Origin of the sequence: Chryseobacterium sp. YIM B08800 (assembly GCF_026163565.1) — a bacterium.
Lineage (GTDB): Bacteria > Bacteroidota > Bacteroidia > Flavobacteriales > Weeksellaceae > Chryseobacterium.
On the sequence record NZ_JAPDKN010000025.1, the window covers coordinates 17,044 to 32,263 of the forward strand.

Sequence of the window (15,220 nt, forward strand, 5' to 3'; positions counted from 1 at the left end):
GATCCTTTTTTTGTTGGCTATTTTATTGATGATATTTAATCTACAGGTTTTACCTTGTAACTTTTCATTGCATTATTAATTTGAGATTGCTCCGTAATATCATTATATAAAAAATAACTTGGTGCTTGAATTGCGTCCACTTTTGTTACTTGTATTTCAATTATTGTTTTAATCGGGAATTTATCAGTAAATAAATCTGTTAATGATTTTACCTTTAATGCAAAACGATCGTCAGTTTTATCAATAAGAGTAGCAATACCCTTTAATTTAAATCCTTTTTGAACAAACACATCCACAAAGCTTATACAAACATTTGGATTATCTTTTATATTGTCAATACTATTTGGAGATGCGAGATTTGCAATTAAAAATGTGGTGTCGCCTTTGTAAGTAAATATTTCTTTAGGTGAAACATTTGGTTCGTTGTATTTATTGGAAGTTGCTAACCAACACAATACACTCTTGTCTATATATTTTTTTACTTCGTCTGTTAGCATTTTTATTTTGTTAAGTTATTATATAATTTGCTGATCTTTGATGGCGTGATAAGAATAGAGGCAATATTTGCTTTTACATATTACGTCATCAAAGTTGGAGTTTTGATAAAAATAAAGAAATATTGTATAATAAACAATTTTTAATTCAAACCTGAATGAAAAAAATGAATTTTACATTTCTGCTTAATTAATATAACTCTTTTTATTCAATCAACTAAAATTCTATCATCAAAAACTTCTTTTCTATTTTTTAGGATTGAATCAAAATCAATGGGTTTAAAACTAATCTGTCTTTTATAAAATTTAAAATCATCATTGTAAATCTCTAAAATTTTATCTTTAGTTTCTTTATTGGGATTTTGTAAATATTTTTCACAAAGGCAAAGTGCCAATTCTTGTTTCGCAGATTCAAGCCTCCATTGATTACCGACCATATGTTGTCCGTCTACTTTAAATTCCACTTTTTCATCTAAAACATCATATTTGATTTTACAAGATTTAAAACTAATTTCTCCGGTATATTTTTCGGTACAGGAAAACAGTATTGTCAAAAGGGAGAATAGATAGATTGGTTTCATTTTGTAAAGCCTATGGTAGCTATAGTTTTTATTGTTTTAAAAATTCACGGACATTTTCATAGTTTTTTTTGCTATTTTCCAGAAAACTTAATCTTATTTGAATTTTATTTTTATTAATTAATAAAAATCCTTTTACTAAAAACTGATCAAGTTTTGTTTCACGTTTCGATATTACATTATTTAGAGACTTTAAATAAATTAGTATTGAAGAATTATTGTTATTATCGAATAATGCGGTTTTCTTTATATCTTTTTGTTCGACAAAATATTTTCCATTTTTATAAATAATTCCGTTTACTTTCGTCAGTTCAAGTTTTCCTCGAATTAACATACTCAATGAGTCAGCTAAAAGAACTAAAAAAAGCAAGTTCAGAAATAAAGAAATTCCTAATAACAAGTTTTCTCTTTCATAAAATAATTTTCCCACCCATCGATGTCTTCCAGATGATGAAGGTGGTCTATGAGCCAAATATTCATAATTTATTGTTATTAAACCAAAAATGGCTAATAAAATTATTGATAAACTCAAGTATTTTATAACTTTTAATTTATTATATTTAATTGTAAGTTCTTTCACTATTGATGGTAAATTAGTAAAAATTGCAGCTAACGGAAAAAGTATTGGTGAAGTGCAGGTCAAATGTGGAAATTTTTTCAATTATCTTTTCCTTCTACATTTTGCCAATATAATGTTAGCCGAAGTTGCTATTTGTAGTTTATTTTGCGATTTAACTCAATTGGATTATTGTCTTGTAAAATATTATTTTGCATCTCTTTAACCTTTATAGAAATATCCACTGTATTACCTTTCGGATCGGTAAATGTAGCTGTCTTCCAACCTTTTGAATTTATATTAAATGGGTCATTAAAATATGATTTTGCAAGTGTTTCATATTTTTTCCAATCAATTTTTACTGTTTTTGTTCGTGCGTCAAAAATATTCCCGCCTTTCTTGACTTCTATCAAATTAAATGAATATTCATTGTTTGAATCTTGAATAGAAACGATCAACCCAGGTAAACCACTGAAAATATAGGGACCATCTGCAAAAGGTAATTCTGTAGTAAACCAAGCGATCCAGTTTCTTCCTCCATAATGTGTTTCTGCTTTTTGAGATCTATATTTTCCAATGAGTTTTTGTTCCGAAGTAATATTCCAATTTAATATTTCCTCAACTGGAAGAAGATAATCTGTTCCCAAATAAGTTATTACTTTTTCAATTCTTTTTTGAGCTAAATTCTTTTTGATATAGAATTGGTTTTCAACACCCATTTTAAACCTTCCGTGTCCATTATTCAACTTTATTGAATCTAAATTTTTGTCTAGTGAATCTCTAAAAATTGAACTATTTTTTTTTAAATCCAAAATCATATAATCGGAATTGACATCATCTGGTTTTTCTGAATTTAGTTTGTATTTTGTTTCGTAAATAAAACTAAATTTTTGCGAGAAGCAAAAAGTAGATATTCCAAGAAAAAATATAATAAATTTCATTTGTGAAGAGAGTTTGTTTAAAACTTCTGCTAACGGTTTGGAGCTTTGCGAAGTGAGAAAATTATAAGAATGAAAAGTTGAATAATTCACAATCATAGCGATTTTTTTTTCAATGAAATTAAATTGCTAGAAAATGTGGAATTGAAAAGTAGGGGCGAAAAAGATGTGAAAACCTTCAATTCAATATTTTTTCCCGAATTTCAAATAACTTGTTATTTACAGGTGTTTTTAAGTGAAAATTTCCTTAAATTCATCAATAAAAGAAAATTGTTCATATCCCAAATATTTGATTTTGATTTCAATTTCATTTTTTAGAAGGAAGTAATTTTTATGATAAAATTCTGATATTTTTATTGTTTTTTTGTCATTTTTGTACAAATATAAATATTCATAAGTTCCTCCTTTAGATGTTTGATGAGAATACTTCCATCCTGTAATTTCAGAAAATTTGTAAGTTTCAATTTTAAGTCCAAAAAATCTTCTTACTTCAAGCTGATTATTTTCAATTTTTACGATAATAATTTTTGTTCGTAATTCTCCAACTAAGAATAATAATGTTAAAATAAGAATTGAGGGAACGAATATTTTTGGAAATATTTTGTCTTCGTAATATGGATTATTAAAGAACGTCGGTATTACTTTTATTACAGTAAAAATTACAGCAAAAAATAAAATTATAGTGAAATATGTTTTAATTGTGAATTTTGATTTCATTTTGTTCTGCAGTTTTTTTTAGGAGACGTTTTTCGGTAACGTTTAACCTTACGCATTTCGCCAATCCAAACTTATTACGTTAAAGTAATATAATTATCTAGTTCAAAACAATTTTAAATCAACATTAAAAGAAAAATATTGATCTCAATATTTATAGAAGTATTGAATTTTTGGCTTCCAACTTTTCAATCAAATTCCCTTTCACCACCGTAAAAGTATAATCTTTAGCTTCTGCAAACGAAATCTCGTATTTTCTTTCAATATTTCTCAATTCTTCTGGAAATTGGGATAAAATATGGTCGTAATATTCATCAAGAAAATCTTTTGAAGGCATTTTGTAATTAATCTTTAATTGAAAACGTCTGATGATGGCGGTATCAATAATTTCTGCGTGATTGGTAGCACACAATAAAAGTGCATTTTCAGGATAATAATCAATTAGCTGAATCAGAGTATTAACCAGTCTTCTCATTTCACCAACATCTTTATCGTCACTTCCACGGGCTTTTCCGATTTGATCGAGTTCGTCGAGAAAAAGAACCGATCTTTCTCTTGCAGCCTTGTCGAAAATCATTTTGATGTTTTGAGAAGTTTCCCCGATTCTTGATGAAACAATGTTGCTCAAATTTAAGATGATAATACTTTTTCCTAAAGCATTGGCAATTGCTTTTGCGGTCATTGTTTTTCCGCAACCTGAACTTCCTTCCAGAAGTATTTTGTTATTAACCGGAAGTCCGTATTCCTGAAGTTCTTTGATGTAAGTATGTTCTTTGATGAGCTGTACAAATTGTTCTTTATTTTGAGGCTCAAGATAAACTTCATCAAGCGTTACAGCTTCTTTATCCTGAATAATGAGATTGTACAGATTCATATTTCTTGAACATTTATATTAATCTGCAAAGATAATTGATTTAAAATTTTGAATCCTATTTAAATGAGTCTGAAAAACAATTTCTCCATTTAATTTTCAAATTCTTGTAAATTAAATTCATCTATTTTAAAGCATTTTAAATCTGCTCAATCCGCAAAATATGCGAGAGAAAATTGTAATTTTTATTAAGCTTTAGATTTTAAAATAGATTCAAACTTCTCAACATAATTTTCATCAGCAAAGTCTATAAAAAACTGATTCTGCCAGTTTTGAGTTTTTGTTGCCTGTTTATTTTGTGGAATATCCCAGTTCGGATAGACTCTGAAACCTCTTTTTCCATCTTTAAGATCTGTACTGAGAATTTGATTTTTAATTAAAACATCTTTCGTAAAAAGGAAAAAACCGAAATTCTCAGATGTTTCAGTTAGAATTAAATAAAAATCGGAAGTGTCTTCAGAAGTAAAAGGTTCTGTTTCTTTAGAAATAGGATTTCTTTTCCATAAAGTGACGAACTGACCAATTTTTGTTGGGGTTACTTTAGCTTTTCTGAATTTAATTTGAAAGGAGTTGAGCTGAAAGTTGCATCCAAAATATTCTTTGGATTCTTGATCTTGATGTAGCTTGGAAATGACTAAATCGAGTTTTGAAAAAAGTAATATTTGAAGTTTCTCGAGTAGGGTAGTCATTGTTTTATGTTTTCGGCTCTTTTACTCCGGGTGAGTAAAAGAGCAGCAGTTCTAGACTGCAAACATAAATAAAAATATTAATTGAAATTTGTTAAATAAAAGAAAGTGTTTATTAAAAACTAGTTTCTTTCTTTTCTAGTTGTTACAAAATAAGAAGTAACAATAACTGCACATGTAGCGATACCAATATAAGCGATCATAATTTTTAAATTTTTAAATTATTTATTATTTATTGCGAATTTTATAATTGCAATATTACGACTTTCAAATGACGTGCCAAATTGAATCTCTATGATGTATATCAGTGTTTTGTGTATGTATAAACAGGTTTTTATATAAATTTAGTATTAATAAATTGACTATTGAAGATGTTTGATTCTTTTATTTTTAATTGTTTAATTCATAAAAAATTAAGAATATGTTAATGTTTTTATATTTGTCGTTTTCAGGTTGATAAAATCAAGGAAATGGAATGTAAAGCATATTAAATATTAGAAATATTAAAAACTGACTTTTTTATACTTTAGTTTTATGTCATATTTTTCCGGTTTTTTGAAAAACATGTAAAAAATTACACCTTGAAATAAAATAAGTGTCAGTAATTGCAGTAAGAAAATGAAACGGATTTTTGTTTGTTGCCGAAAATCTTAATATAACTTTTGATCGTTTTTGCAGAAAAAACTTGTGCGTTTTCCTTTTCCAGTATCTTTTTTTATGACTTCTGCACCACATTTTGGGCAGTTTTTCTGATGGTAAATCTGAAAATGTTTACTCAAGACATTGGCTTTTTTCCATTTTTTAAAATCGAAGCTGTAATTTCTTGCTTCTGAAATGATTTCCTTTAATTTTTTCGGAGGCAAATTTCCAATCAGACTTTCCGGATGAATTCCAACTCTGAATAAAGCTTCATTTTTAATAATATTTCCAACTCCTGAAAAAATATCCTGATTCATCAAGGCATCACAAATCATCATTTTAGGATTTTCTTTTAAAACTTTTTCAGTTTTTTCTGGGCTCCATTTGTCGCTCATCACATCAGCTTCCCAGTCGATTTTTTTAAGAAAACTTTCATCTACAGTTTTTACTGAACAAGTATAAAAATACATTCCGTCATCTTTGAAAGTCAGCCCCAATCGGAGCGTGTCGATGTCTTTTCTTTTATATAAACTGTAAGAGCCAAACATCAATAAATGAATTTTGAAAATAATTGTATCGAAAATCAAATAAGTTTGCTTGCCGAAAGTTTTAATTTCTCTTAAAACCTGTCCTTTTATATTATGAACTTCAGAGATTTCACTTCCATCAGCTTTAATCACCTTTTCACCTACAAATTTTTGCAGATCTTCTTTCATTAAAACAATTGTTGGACCTTCAGGCATGAGTTGGTTTTTAAAGAAAAACTCAAATATTATTCCTTTAAAAGTAAAATTTGAATTAATTTTGAAAAATGATGAATTTGAACCAAATTTTTACCAGTCAGCGTACCGGTAACAATCCAAATACTACAGCTTCAAGAACAGATTTTCAGAGAGATTTTGATAGAATTATCTTTTCTTCGGCTTTCAGAAGACTACAAAATAAAACGCAGGTTTTTCCACTTCCGGGAAGTGTTTTTGTGCATAATCGTTTGACGCATTCTTTAGAAGTTTCTTCTGTAGGAAGAAGTTTAGGAAGTGTGATCGGAGAATTTATAGCTGAAAATTTTAAAAGTGATCTTACAGAAGATTCAAAGAATTTTTACAACCATAATTTAGGAAATGTAATTGCTGCAGCCTGTCTGTGTCATGATGTTGGAAATCCTGCTTTCGGACATTCCGGGGAAGATGCAATTGCCAGTTATTTCGACCGGAATGAAAATGATCTGAAGCCTAAATTTCACGAAAAAGAATGGGCTGATCTGGTTAATTTTGAAGGAAATGCCAATGCAATTCGGGTTTTAGCACAACAGCAAAACGGAAAAGATGCAGGAGGAACTCAATTAACGTTTGCAACTTTAGCAAGTATTGCAAAATATCCCTGTGAAGCCATTGCCAAGAAAAAAGGAATTATCCACAGAAAAAAATTCGGATTTTTTCAGAATGAAAAAGATATTTTCCTTGAAATTGCAAAAGGAACAAATTTAATCTCAGAAAGCGAAGAACCATATATTTTTAAAAGGCATCCTTTCGTATGGCTAGTAGAAGCTGCCGATGATATTTGCTACAATATTATCGATATGGAAGATGCGCACAGATTGGGTATTGTTTCAACGGCCGATTGCACAAACTTGTTTTTTGAGCTGGTAAAATCAGAAACTGATGATGTTGACAGAGTAAAAAGAAAGCTCGATTCTATAGGAAATGACAACGAAAAGATTTCCTATTTAAGAGCAAAGGTTATTAATGCTTTAATTAATAAATCGATTTCGATGTACAAGCAAAACTTTAATAAAATTCTTGAAGGAAACCTTGATAAAGCCTTGCTTGATATCTATAAAAGTGAAAATAAAGCTTTGCAGGATATCGAAAGCTTTTCAGTCGAAAAAATATACAATCATAAAGCAGTTGTGGAAATTGAAAATGCAGGATACAACGTAATGTACGAATTGCTTGATCATTTTATTCCGTCAATTTTAAAATCTGAAGATCAAATTAAATCTTACGATACCAAAGCTTTAAAATTAATTCCAAAACAATTCATTTACGAAGAAGGAAGCGATTACCAGAAAGTTCTTGGTGTGATTGATTTTGTTTCGGGAATGACTGATAATTACGCAACTGACCTTTACCGAAAAATAAAAGGAATTGATATTGGGATGACAATGTAGGATTAATCATTTTAATTTGATTTATCTGTAATTATTTTTGTATCTTCTCAACGAATTAAAATTAAATAATATGTTTCCAATTTTAGGGGTACTTATATTTTTTGGGCTTATCGTCCTTTTCGCTTCCTTTTTTACTGTAAAGCAGGAATCTGCGGCTGTTGTAGAAAGATTAGGAAAGTTTTTGAAAGTGAGTCATGCTGGTTTGCATTTGAAAATTCCGTTTCTGGATCAGATTTCAAAACGTCTGAATCTTAGAATTCAGCAATTGGATGTTATTATTGATACTAAAACATTAGATAATGTTTTTATCAAAATGAAAGTTTCTGTACAGTATCAGGTAATCAGAGAAAATGTAAAAGATGCCTATTATCGTTTAGAAAATCCTGAAAATCAGATTACATCTTACGTTTTTGATGTAGTGCGTGCAGAAGTTCCAAAAACGAAATTAGATGATGTTTTCGTAAGAAAAGACGATATTGCAATTGCTGTAAAAAGTGAATTGCAGGAATCAATGCAAAGTTATGGTTATGATATTATCAAAGCTTTGGTAACCGATATCGATCCGGATGAACAGGTGAAGCACGCCATGAACAGGATAAACGCTGCAGAACGTGAAAAAACTGCTGCAGAATACGAGTCTGAAGCCCAAAGAATTAGAATTGTTGCCGTTGCAAAAGCTGAAGCAGAATCTAAAAAACTTCAGGGACAGGGTATTGCAGACCAAAGAAGAGAAATTGCAAAAGGTCTTCAGGAATCTGTCGGAATGCTAAATTCTGTAAATATTAAACCTCAGGAAGCTTCCGCATTAATTGTTGTAACCCAACATTATGATACTCTACAGTCGATTGGTGCAAATAATAGAAGCAACTTGGTTTTATTACCTAATTCTCCTACAGCAGCGAGTTCTATGTTGAATGATCTGGTTGTTTCAATGGCAGCAACACAAAAAATGGAAGAGTATTCTAATGCTCCATCGCCTAATCCGCCAAAAAATAGAGGACATCAGGAATAAATAATTTAAAAAAATCCCTTTCAAAAATAATTGAAAGGGATTTTTTTTATTTCTTGGTTTTAGAAACCTGCTTTATCAAAGTATATTTAATTGAAGAAGCATCCATTGGTGGATTTTCAATTTTCTCTGTTTTTACTTTTAAAACATATTCATATCCCGGTTCGTAAGTGAAACCTTCAATGTTGGTGTAGAAATTTTGCCAGCTATCAGATTCTTTTTCTTTTACCTGAAGACATTTCATAGGAGCTACTCCTGTGCAATCTGCTGTTTCGGGACCTACAATAAATGTTTTTTCATTGTCTGATGTCGAGTTGGGCATCGGCTTACATTGTGATAAAACAAATAAAGACGATACTAGTAATGTTCCTTTTAGAAAGAGTTTCGCATTTTTCATAACTTCATATAATTTGGGGTTGGGTTACAAGTTTTGTGCCAAAGAAAATTCATGGATGTTTTCCATTAAATTTCTGTTTTCCGATCAAAAGCTCAAAAAACAGCTTAAAATCAGACAATAAAGACCAAAGTGGATATTTGAAAGTGGCAGGTTTATTTCTTTCAATAAAAGCGTGACTGAGCCAGGCAAAACCATATCCAAATATCGGAATATACCATAAGAACCTTTCTTTACCGGTGTATATTACAAAACCGATGACGATAAATACAAATAAAATTCCAAGAAAATGAAAAATTCTTGTTCCTAATTTTTTGTGTTCACCGAGGTAAAACTCATAGAACTCATCGTATGTTTTTATTCTTTCAGACATGGCATTATAGTTTAAAGTTCTTAAAGAACCTTAGCAATAATTTCGCCAATTATTTGTTACTCAAAGATGCTTAGTATTTTAGGTGTAATGTCAATAGTTTAAAGTTCCAATCATAAATGATTTTGAAGCGTTCAAAGCTTGAGATGTTTGCGCTAATTCTTTTACAACACCTTTATTTTTGATATAATTAGAATGAATAAAATAGGTGTCTTTGTTTTCTCGAGTAATAAACCCAGTATGAAAATCTAAACCGACAATATACACCTGATTTTTATTTTTGCTTAAAATATAGGTATCCAAATCTTGCCGTTTGCTGAAATATCTGATGTCTTTACAAAGCTTTTTTATCATCACCGACGAAGCCTGTTGTGCTAAATAAGTTCTGTTAATATCAAAGCCAAAATCAGTCAACGTATTGGTTACAAAATATCCACAAGCAATTGTTCCTTTCTGTGGTTCCCTCGATGTTCCGTTAAACGACCATGGAGTAGTAGCCCAATAATTTGGAACATCATAATTGATAAATGTAAAAAGATATTTTTTCTTATCTTCTTCAGATTTTTTGTTGATCAACACCAAAAACTCTTTGTACGGAATTTTATTTTCTTCTACATTTTCACTAATTGAATGATTGTCAGATTCAACTTTAGTTTTGTTGCATCCGATAATGACTAAAAATAGTAAACAGAAAAGATATTTCATCAATCAATTAGGCATTTCTCAGCTTGCTGTTTTTATATCCGTAACAGAAATAAATAACCAAGCCTACAGCAAACCAAATTCCGAAGTAGAACCAGTTTTCATGGCTCATTCCGGTAAGAAGATATAAGCAAGAGCTTAAACCAATCAATGGAATTAGAGATAGATTTTTAATGAAAGTAAGAATGCACAATAGTATATTAAGAATTATAAATACGAAAATTGCAATTCTAAATTCAAGATAAGTATTATCTTTTATAACAATTTGATGTTTGTTTGAAAATGTTTTGAATGAATTTTCAATTGATTTTGAATTATCTTTAGTTTCATTTTTTAATACAAAAAATGGTTCTTTTACATTTTTTTGAGAAGTAAGTAAATTGTTTTCAATTTCTTGGATGGTATATTTTTTACCATTTAAGAGTGTTTCTCCATTTTTGGTGATGACTACAGTATCTGGTTCTTCAAAAAACGTTGGTTGATAACTGTAAAACCCGACCAATCCACCAATAAAAATGATTGGGAAAATAATTTTTCCGTTAATATAAGGAAGGTGAAAACGTCCTTTAAGTTTTTCTTTTGGCGGAAGCATTAAAACCCCTGCGCAAACCAAGACAAACGCAAAAATAGTCCCAATACTTGTAAAATCTAAGATAAAAGTTTTATCGGTGAAAATAATAGGAACACCTACTACAATACCGGTAACAATCGTTGCAAATGAAGGTGTTTTGTATTTTGGGTGAACATCCTGAAACTTTTTCGGCATCAATCCGTCACGGCTCATTGCGTACCAGATTCTCGGCTGTCCCATCTGGAAAACCAATAATACGGTAGTAATTGCCACAATTGCTACGAAAGAAACTGTTAATTCCATCCAAGCAACGTTTGCATTTGTTTTTTCAAAGATGAATGATAGTGGATCTCCGATTCCGTCAAATTTTCTGTAATCTACCATTCCGGTTAAGACTAAAGTCAGAGCAATATAAATAACGGTACAAAGAACCAAAGAAATAATCATTCCTTTTGGTAAGGTTTTTTGTGGGTCTTTTGTTTCTTCAGAAAGTACACTCAGTGCATCAAATCCTATGTATGCAAAGAAAACTCCTGAAACAGCGCTCATCACTCCGGCAAAACCATTCGGCATAAATGAAGGATTTCCTGTTTCCAGACTTACTGGTGTCCAGTTTTCAGTATTAATGTATGAATATCCAACCAAAATAACCAAAACGATTACGGCAAGTTTTAATATAACTAAAGAATTGTTGAAGTTTTTGCTTTCTTTTACTCCACGGTAACACAGCCAGGTAATCAACCCGTTAATAACCAATGCAGGAATATCAACGATGAATTTTAAACTTCCCAATAAAGGAGCATTTACCCATGCGTTAATTAATTCTTTATTTTCAGAACCATTTTGAAAAGCTTTTTTAGCTTCGGTATAACTGCAAGTAAGATAATCAGGAATGTGCATTCCGAGACGTTCTAGAAAACTTGTGAAATAATCTGACCACGAAAAGGCAACGTAAATATTTCCGAAAGAATATTCCATAATCAAAGCCCAACCGATTACCCAAGCAATCAATTCACCAAAACTGGCGTAAGCATAGGTATAAGCAGAACCTGCCGTTGGAATTCTACTTGCAAATTCAGCGTAGCACAAAGCAGTAAAACCGCAGGCAAAACCACAAATTAAATAAAGAAGAATCACACCGGGACCGCCTCTGAAAACGGCCTCGCCCAAACTACTGAAACTTCCTGCTCCAATAATGGCTGCAATACCAAAAAATACAATGTCCCAAGTTCCTAAAACCCTTAAAAGATTAGTGGATGTGTCTGTCTCTGAATAGGTTTTCCTTCTGAAAAGTTGATTCATTCAATGTTTATATAAAGTTGAAAAAAACAAATGTAATTATTTCTGTGAAATAATTAAGATTTTCTTAATATTTCTTATATAAAAGTTAATTACTGCTAAAAAAGAATTGAGATACTAACAATGTGCAAAAAGACTTGTTTATACAATATCTTTTCGATATTTTCGTTGATGGATTGTGGATAACTCTTATCTGAAAATTAAAATATTTGGTCTTGTTTTTGAAGGCTTATCCAATTTAAAATTTGATATTAATGAAATCAAAAAAAATACTTTTAGCGGCTGCTGTTTTCTATTTCGGAGTTTCCGAAGCGCAACAGTCTCAATACTTTACCCAAAAGGAAAACTATAGGTTTAACTTAGCTCAGAATCTTTATCAGACAAAAATATACAACGCTTCTCAATACGAATATGCCCGTCAGTATTTCTATAATCAGAATCTGGAGCAGTCGAAAAAAGAAGCTGCGCAGTTTTTTGATAATGTAATTGGAGTTATTCTTCAGAAAAATCATGCGGAAGACGGTTTGACGGCTTTCATGAAAGAATATCCTAATTCTGCGTACTTTGCACAGGCAAACTTACCTTTGGCAGATTATTATTTAGCTAAAAAAGATTTTAAGGAAGCTTTAAAAACTTTAAAGAAGGTTAATCAATATCAATTAACCAAAGAAGAAAATACACAATATATTCTGAAATTGGGGTATGCTAAATTTATGATGGGCGATTCTAAAGGTGCAATTGATGCATTGGAAGAAGCTCACAAAACTGCTGATGAATCTCAAAAAGGCGACATTGCTTATATGTTGGGCCATTTGTATTATTCTAAAAGACAGAATGATCAGGCTTTCCAATATTTTGATTCTGTAAAAGATCAGCCTAAATATTCAAAATTGGTGCGTCCGTATTATGTGCAGATGTATTATAATGATAAAGATTATGATAAAGCAATTTCAGAAGGAAATGCTTTGTTGAATGAAGATATTTCAGATTCTTATAAAGCAGAAGTACACAAAATCATTGGTGAATCTTATTTCATGAAAAATGATTACAATTCCGCTTATCCACATTTGAAAGACTATTTAAGTGTTCAGCAAAACCCATCTGAAAACGATTTGTATGAAATGGGGTTTGTAGCAGCACAGCTTAAAAAATATGACGAAGCCGTTTCTTATTACAACCAATTATTAAACAGTAATTCGGCTTTGGCTCAGAATGCTTATTATCAATTAGGAAATGCCTATTTGGCGGTTGACAAAAAGCAGGAAGCACTTTCTGCATTCCGTTCGTCTTATCAGATGGATTATGATGCAAGTGTAAAAAAACTGGCGCACGAACAATATGCAAAACTGAGTTACGACATTGGTAATCCTTTTGAAAGCCCTACAACAGTTATTCAGAATTATATTGCTACCAATAATAACGATGCTAAAACTGCAGAAATGAGATCGCTTTTGGTGAAATCTTATCTGTATTCCGGGAACTTTAAAGAAACTTTGAATGCGATTGACAAATTGCCAAACTCAAATCCTGAAATCGATAAAGTAGATCAGGAAGTTTCTTATCTTTTGGGAACGGAAGAATTCAATAAAGGGAATTTCGATGAAGCTGAAAAATATTTCCTTAGAAGTTTAGAATTCGATTTAAATAAAGAATTCCACAGCAGAGCTTTGTATTGGTTGGGGCAGGTTTATTACCAAAAAGGAAATTATCCTTCTGCAATCGTGCGTTACGAAAAACTAACGAACGAAACTTTCCCTGAAAAACAGCAGCTTCCTTACGATTTGGGATACGCTTATTTTAAATCTAAAAAATTCGATCAGGCAGAGCAATATTTTACACAATATTTAAAAAATCCGAAACCTGAGTTTAAAAATGATGCTGAACTTCGTTTAGCAGATATTAATTACGCCAACAACGATTTAGATCAGGCAATTGCGATTTACGATAAAAATAATGAAGATGCTACAGACTATACTTTATATCAAAAAGCGTTGGCTTTAGGATTTAAAGACGACAATATTGCGAAAATTACCAACTTAAAATCATTAATTTCAAAATATCCTGCTTCAGAATACATCGATGATGCACAATATGAAATTGGAGTAGCTTATGCCGCTCAGAATGATTTTACCAATTCAAATGATTTCTTCGGAAAAGTAATTAAATCTTCTTCAGATAAAGATTTGATAGCGAATGCATCAATTTATAGAGCGCAAAATTATATTGACCAAAACCAAAATGATAAAGCGTTATCTGAGTTAAAATCTCTTGGTGAGCAGTATAAAAATACAGCTTACGCACAGAAAATTGCTCAGGCTGCAAAACCGATTTTTACAAAAAATGGGGATGTTTCAGGTTACGCTGATTTTGCAAGAAATATAGGTGTAAATATCGATGCATCTGAAATTGATGAAATCAACTTATCGACTGGAAAACAGTACTTCACGAAGAAAGATTATAAAAATGCAATCTCTTATTACGAGAAATATTTAACTCAAAATCCTACAGGAGAAGGTCTTTATCAGGCTAAATACGAGTTGGGTGAAAGTTATTACCAGACCAATAATCCTACAAAATCATTATTAGTTCTTCAGGAAGTAGCAAATGTACAGAACGATTATCAGGATGATGCGGCAACTCGAGTTTCTCAAATTTATCTTGCTCAAGGAAATTCTGCTGAAGCTAAAAAGTATTTAGAAAATATTAAAAATTCATCAAACGTCAACGTTAAAAATTATGCTAATGTTGAGTTGATGAAAATGTATGCTGAGGAAAAGAATTTCTCGGAAGCTGAAAAATTAGCCAACGCTGTAATTGCCAACAATAAAAACTCTGCTGCAGTTATTGAAACAGCAAAAGTAATTAAGGCAAGAAGTCTGATGAATTCAGGGAAAGATAAAGACGCACAAACGGCTTATACAGTTCTTGAAAAATCTTCAAACACGGAAGTTGCAGCCGAAGCTTTCTATGCGAAAGCATTTTATCAAAACAAAGCGAAAGCTTATAAATCTTCCAATGAAACGATCTTTAAAATTGCCAACAATTACGCATCAGAAGATTATTGGGGAGCAAAAGCATTGGTTTTGATGGCGAAAAACTATATAGGTCTGAAAGATAATTATCAGGCGAGTTATACTTGCGACCAGATTATCTCAAACTATGCAGATTTCCCTGAAATTGTTGCAGAAGCGAAGGAAGTTAAAAAGCAGATTAAAAAATAAAATGTACT

The 15,220-nt window shown here is 30.9% G+C and carries 15 protein-coding genes; 3 read left to right on the forward strand and 12 right to left on the reverse strand.

Annotated elements, in window-relative coordinates:
• Window positions 1-35 precede the first annotated feature (35 nt).
• From OEW74_RS10490 to OEW74_RS10525, 8 genes are all read right to left on the reverse strand, one after another.
• Window positions 36-497 (reverse strand): pyridoxamine 5'-phosphate oxidase family protein, encoded by a 462-nt coding sequence (locus OEW74_RS10490; protein ID WP_265428435.1) that lies wholly within the window; start codon window positions 495-497, stop codon window positions 36-38.
• A 206-nt stretch (window positions 498-703) separates the two neighbouring features.
• A complete protein-coding gene (locus OEW74_RS10495; RefSeq protein ID WP_265428436.1) occupies window positions 704-1,075 on the reverse strand; it encodes a hypothetical protein in 372 nt (123 codons plus the stop codon).
• 28 nt (window positions 1,076-1,103) lie between these two features.
• On the reverse strand, window positions 1,104-1,733 hold the full coding sequence (locus tag OEW74_RS10500) for a hypothetical protein (RefSeq protein WP_265428437.1): 630 nt from the start codon (window positions 1,731-1,733) through the stop codon (window positions 1,104-1,106).
• Window positions 1,734-1,780: 47 nt separating this feature from the next.
• Complete coding sequence (locus tag OEW74_RS10505) at window positions 1,781-2,665, reverse strand: GLPGLI family protein (RefSeq protein WP_265428438.1); 885 nt, start codon at window positions 2,663-2,665, stop codon at window positions 1,781-1,783.
• A gap of 132 nt (window positions 2,666-2,797) precedes the next feature.
• Entirely contained in the window at window positions 2,798-3,283 is a 486-nt protein-coding gene (locus OEW74_RS10510) for a hypothetical protein (RefSeq protein WP_265428439.1), read from the reverse strand.
• A gap of 151 nt (window positions 3,284-3,434) precedes the next feature.
• Window positions 3,435-4,154 (reverse strand): AAA family ATPase, encoded by a 720-nt coding sequence (locus OEW74_RS10515; protein WP_265428440.1) that lies wholly within the window; start codon window positions 4,152-4,154, stop codon window positions 3,435-3,437.
• A gap of 185 nt (window positions 4,155-4,339) precedes the next feature.
• A complete protein-coding gene (locus OEW74_RS10520; RefSeq protein WP_265428441.1) occupies window positions 4,340-4,840 on the reverse strand; it encodes a MepB family protein in 501 nt (166 codons plus the stop codon).
• A 647-nt stretch (window positions 4,841-5,487) separates the two neighbouring features.
• Window positions 5,488-6,219 carry an endonuclease gene (locus tag OEW74_RS10525; RefSeq protein WP_265428442.1) on the reverse strand — a complete coding sequence of 244 codons (732 nt, stop codon included), beginning with the start codon at window positions 6,217-6,219 and terminating at the stop codon, window positions 5,488-5,490.
• A gap of 71 nt (window positions 6,220-6,290) precedes the next feature.
• Between OEW74_RS10525 and OEW74_RS10530 the strand changes: the two genes are divergently transcribed.
• Window positions 6,291-7,646 (forward strand): deoxyguanosinetriphosphate triphosphohydrolase, encoded by a 1,356-nt coding sequence (locus OEW74_RS10530; protein ID WP_265428529.1) that lies wholly within the window; start codon window positions 6,291-6,293, stop codon window positions 7,644-7,646.
• A 70-nt stretch (window positions 7,647-7,716) separates the two neighbouring features.
• The gene (locus OEW74_RS10535) at window positions 7,717-8,658 is read left to right on the forward strand and encodes an SPFH domain-containing protein (RefSeq protein WP_265428443.1); all 942 of its coding nucleotides are present in this window, start codon (window positions 7,717-7,719) and stop codon (window positions 8,656-8,658) included.
• A 46-nt stretch (window positions 8,659-8,704) separates the two neighbouring features.
• Here the strand turns inward: OEW74_RS10535 and OEW74_RS10540 are convergent, their stop codons facing one another.
• From OEW74_RS10540 to OEW74_RS10555, 4 genes are all read right to left on the reverse strand, one after another.
• Window positions 8,705-9,052, reverse strand: a complete 348-nt coding sequence (locus OEW74_RS10540; protein ID WP_265428444.1) for a DUF4377 domain-containing protein — start codon at window positions 9,050-9,052, stop codon at window positions 8,705-8,707.
• A gap of 49 nt (window positions 9,053-9,101) precedes the next feature.
• Window positions 9,102-9,422 carry a DUF962 domain-containing protein gene (locus OEW74_RS10545; RefSeq protein ID WP_265428445.1) on the reverse strand — a complete coding sequence of 107 codons (321 nt, stop codon included), beginning with the start codon at window positions 9,420-9,422 and terminating at the stop codon, window positions 9,102-9,104.
• A gap of 90 nt (window positions 9,423-9,512) precedes the next feature.
• Window positions 9,513-10,124, reverse strand: a complete 612-nt coding sequence (locus tag OEW74_RS10550) for a hypothetical protein (RefSeq protein ID WP_265428446.1) — start codon at window positions 10,122-10,124, stop codon at window positions 9,513-9,515.
• Between the two features lie 7 nt (window positions 10,125-10,131).
• The gene (locus OEW74_RS10555; RefSeq protein WP_265428447.1) at window positions 10,132-11,994 is read right to left on the reverse strand and encodes an amino acid permease; all 1,863 of its coding nucleotides are present in this window, start codon (window positions 11,992-11,994) and stop codon (window positions 10,132-10,134) included.
• Between the two features lie 251 nt (window positions 11,995-12,245).
• On the opposite strand from OEW74_RS10555, the gene OEW74_RS10560 reads away from it, so the two are divergent.
• Window positions 12,246-15,212, forward strand: a complete 2,967-nt coding sequence (locus tag OEW74_RS10560; RefSeq protein WP_265428448.1) for a tetratricopeptide repeat protein — start codon at window positions 12,246-12,248, stop codon at window positions 15,210-15,212.
• The last annotated feature ends 8 nt before the right edge of the window (window positions 15,213-15,220 follow it).

What these genes read in the sequence shown, in the direction of transcription:
- OEW74_RS10525 (WP_265428442.1), bottom strand. Translation starts at nt 6,219, where the DNA reads ATGCCTGAAGGTCCAACAATTGTTTTAATGAAAGAAGATCTGCAAAAA.
- OEW74_RS10490 (WP_265428435.1), bottom strand. Translation starts at nt 497, where the DNA reads ATGCTAACAGACGAAGTAAAAAAATATATAGACAAGAGTGTATTGTGT.
- OEW74_RS10560 (WP_265428448.1), top strand. Translation starts at nt 12,246, where the DNA reads ATGAAATCAAAAAAAATACTTTTAGCGGCTGCTGTTTTCTATTTCGGA.
- OEW74_RS10535 (WP_265428443.1), top strand. Translation starts at nt 7,717, where the DNA reads ATGTTTCCAATTTTAGGGGTACTTATATTTTTTGGGCTTATCGTCCTT.
- OEW74_RS10555 (WP_265428447.1), bottom strand. Translation starts at nt 11,994, where the DNA reads ATGAATCAACTTTTCAGAAGGAAAACCTATTCAGAGACAGACACATCC.
- OEW74_RS10550 (WP_265428446.1), bottom strand. Translation starts at nt 10,124, where the DNA reads ATGAAATATCTTTTCTGTTTACTATTTTTAGTCATTATCGGATGCAAC.
- OEW74_RS10545 (WP_265428445.1), bottom strand. Translation starts at nt 9,422, where the DNA reads ATGTCTGAAAGAATAAAAACATACGATGAGTTCTATGAGTTTTACCTC.
- OEW74_RS10505 (WP_265428438.1), bottom strand. Translation starts at nt 2,665, where the DNA reads ATGATTGTGAATTATTCAACTTTTCATTCTTATAATTTTCTCACTTCG.
- OEW74_RS10520 (WP_265428441.1), bottom strand. Translation starts at nt 4,840, where the DNA reads ATGACTACCCTACTCGAGAAACTTCAAATATTACTTTTTTCAAAACTC.
- OEW74_RS10540 (WP_265428444.1), bottom strand. Translation starts at nt 9,052, where the DNA reads ATGAAAAATGCGAAACTCTTTCTAAAAGGAACATTACTAGTATCGTCT.
- OEW74_RS10530 (WP_265428529.1), top strand. Translation starts at nt 6,291, where the DNA reads ATGAATTTGAACCAAATTTTTACCAGTCAGCGTACCGGTAACAATCCA.
- OEW74_RS10510 (WP_265428439.1), bottom strand. Translation starts at nt 3,283, where the DNA reads ATGAAATCAAAATTCACAATTAAAACATATTTCACTATAATTTTATTT.
- OEW74_RS10495 (WP_265428436.1), bottom strand. Translation starts at nt 1,075, where the DNA reads ATGAAACCAATCTATCTATTCTCCCTTTTGACAATACTGTTTTCCTGT.
- OEW74_RS10515 (WP_265428440.1), bottom strand. Translation starts at nt 4,154, where the DNA reads ATGAATCTGTACAATCTCATTATTCAGGATAAAGAAGCTGTAACGCTT.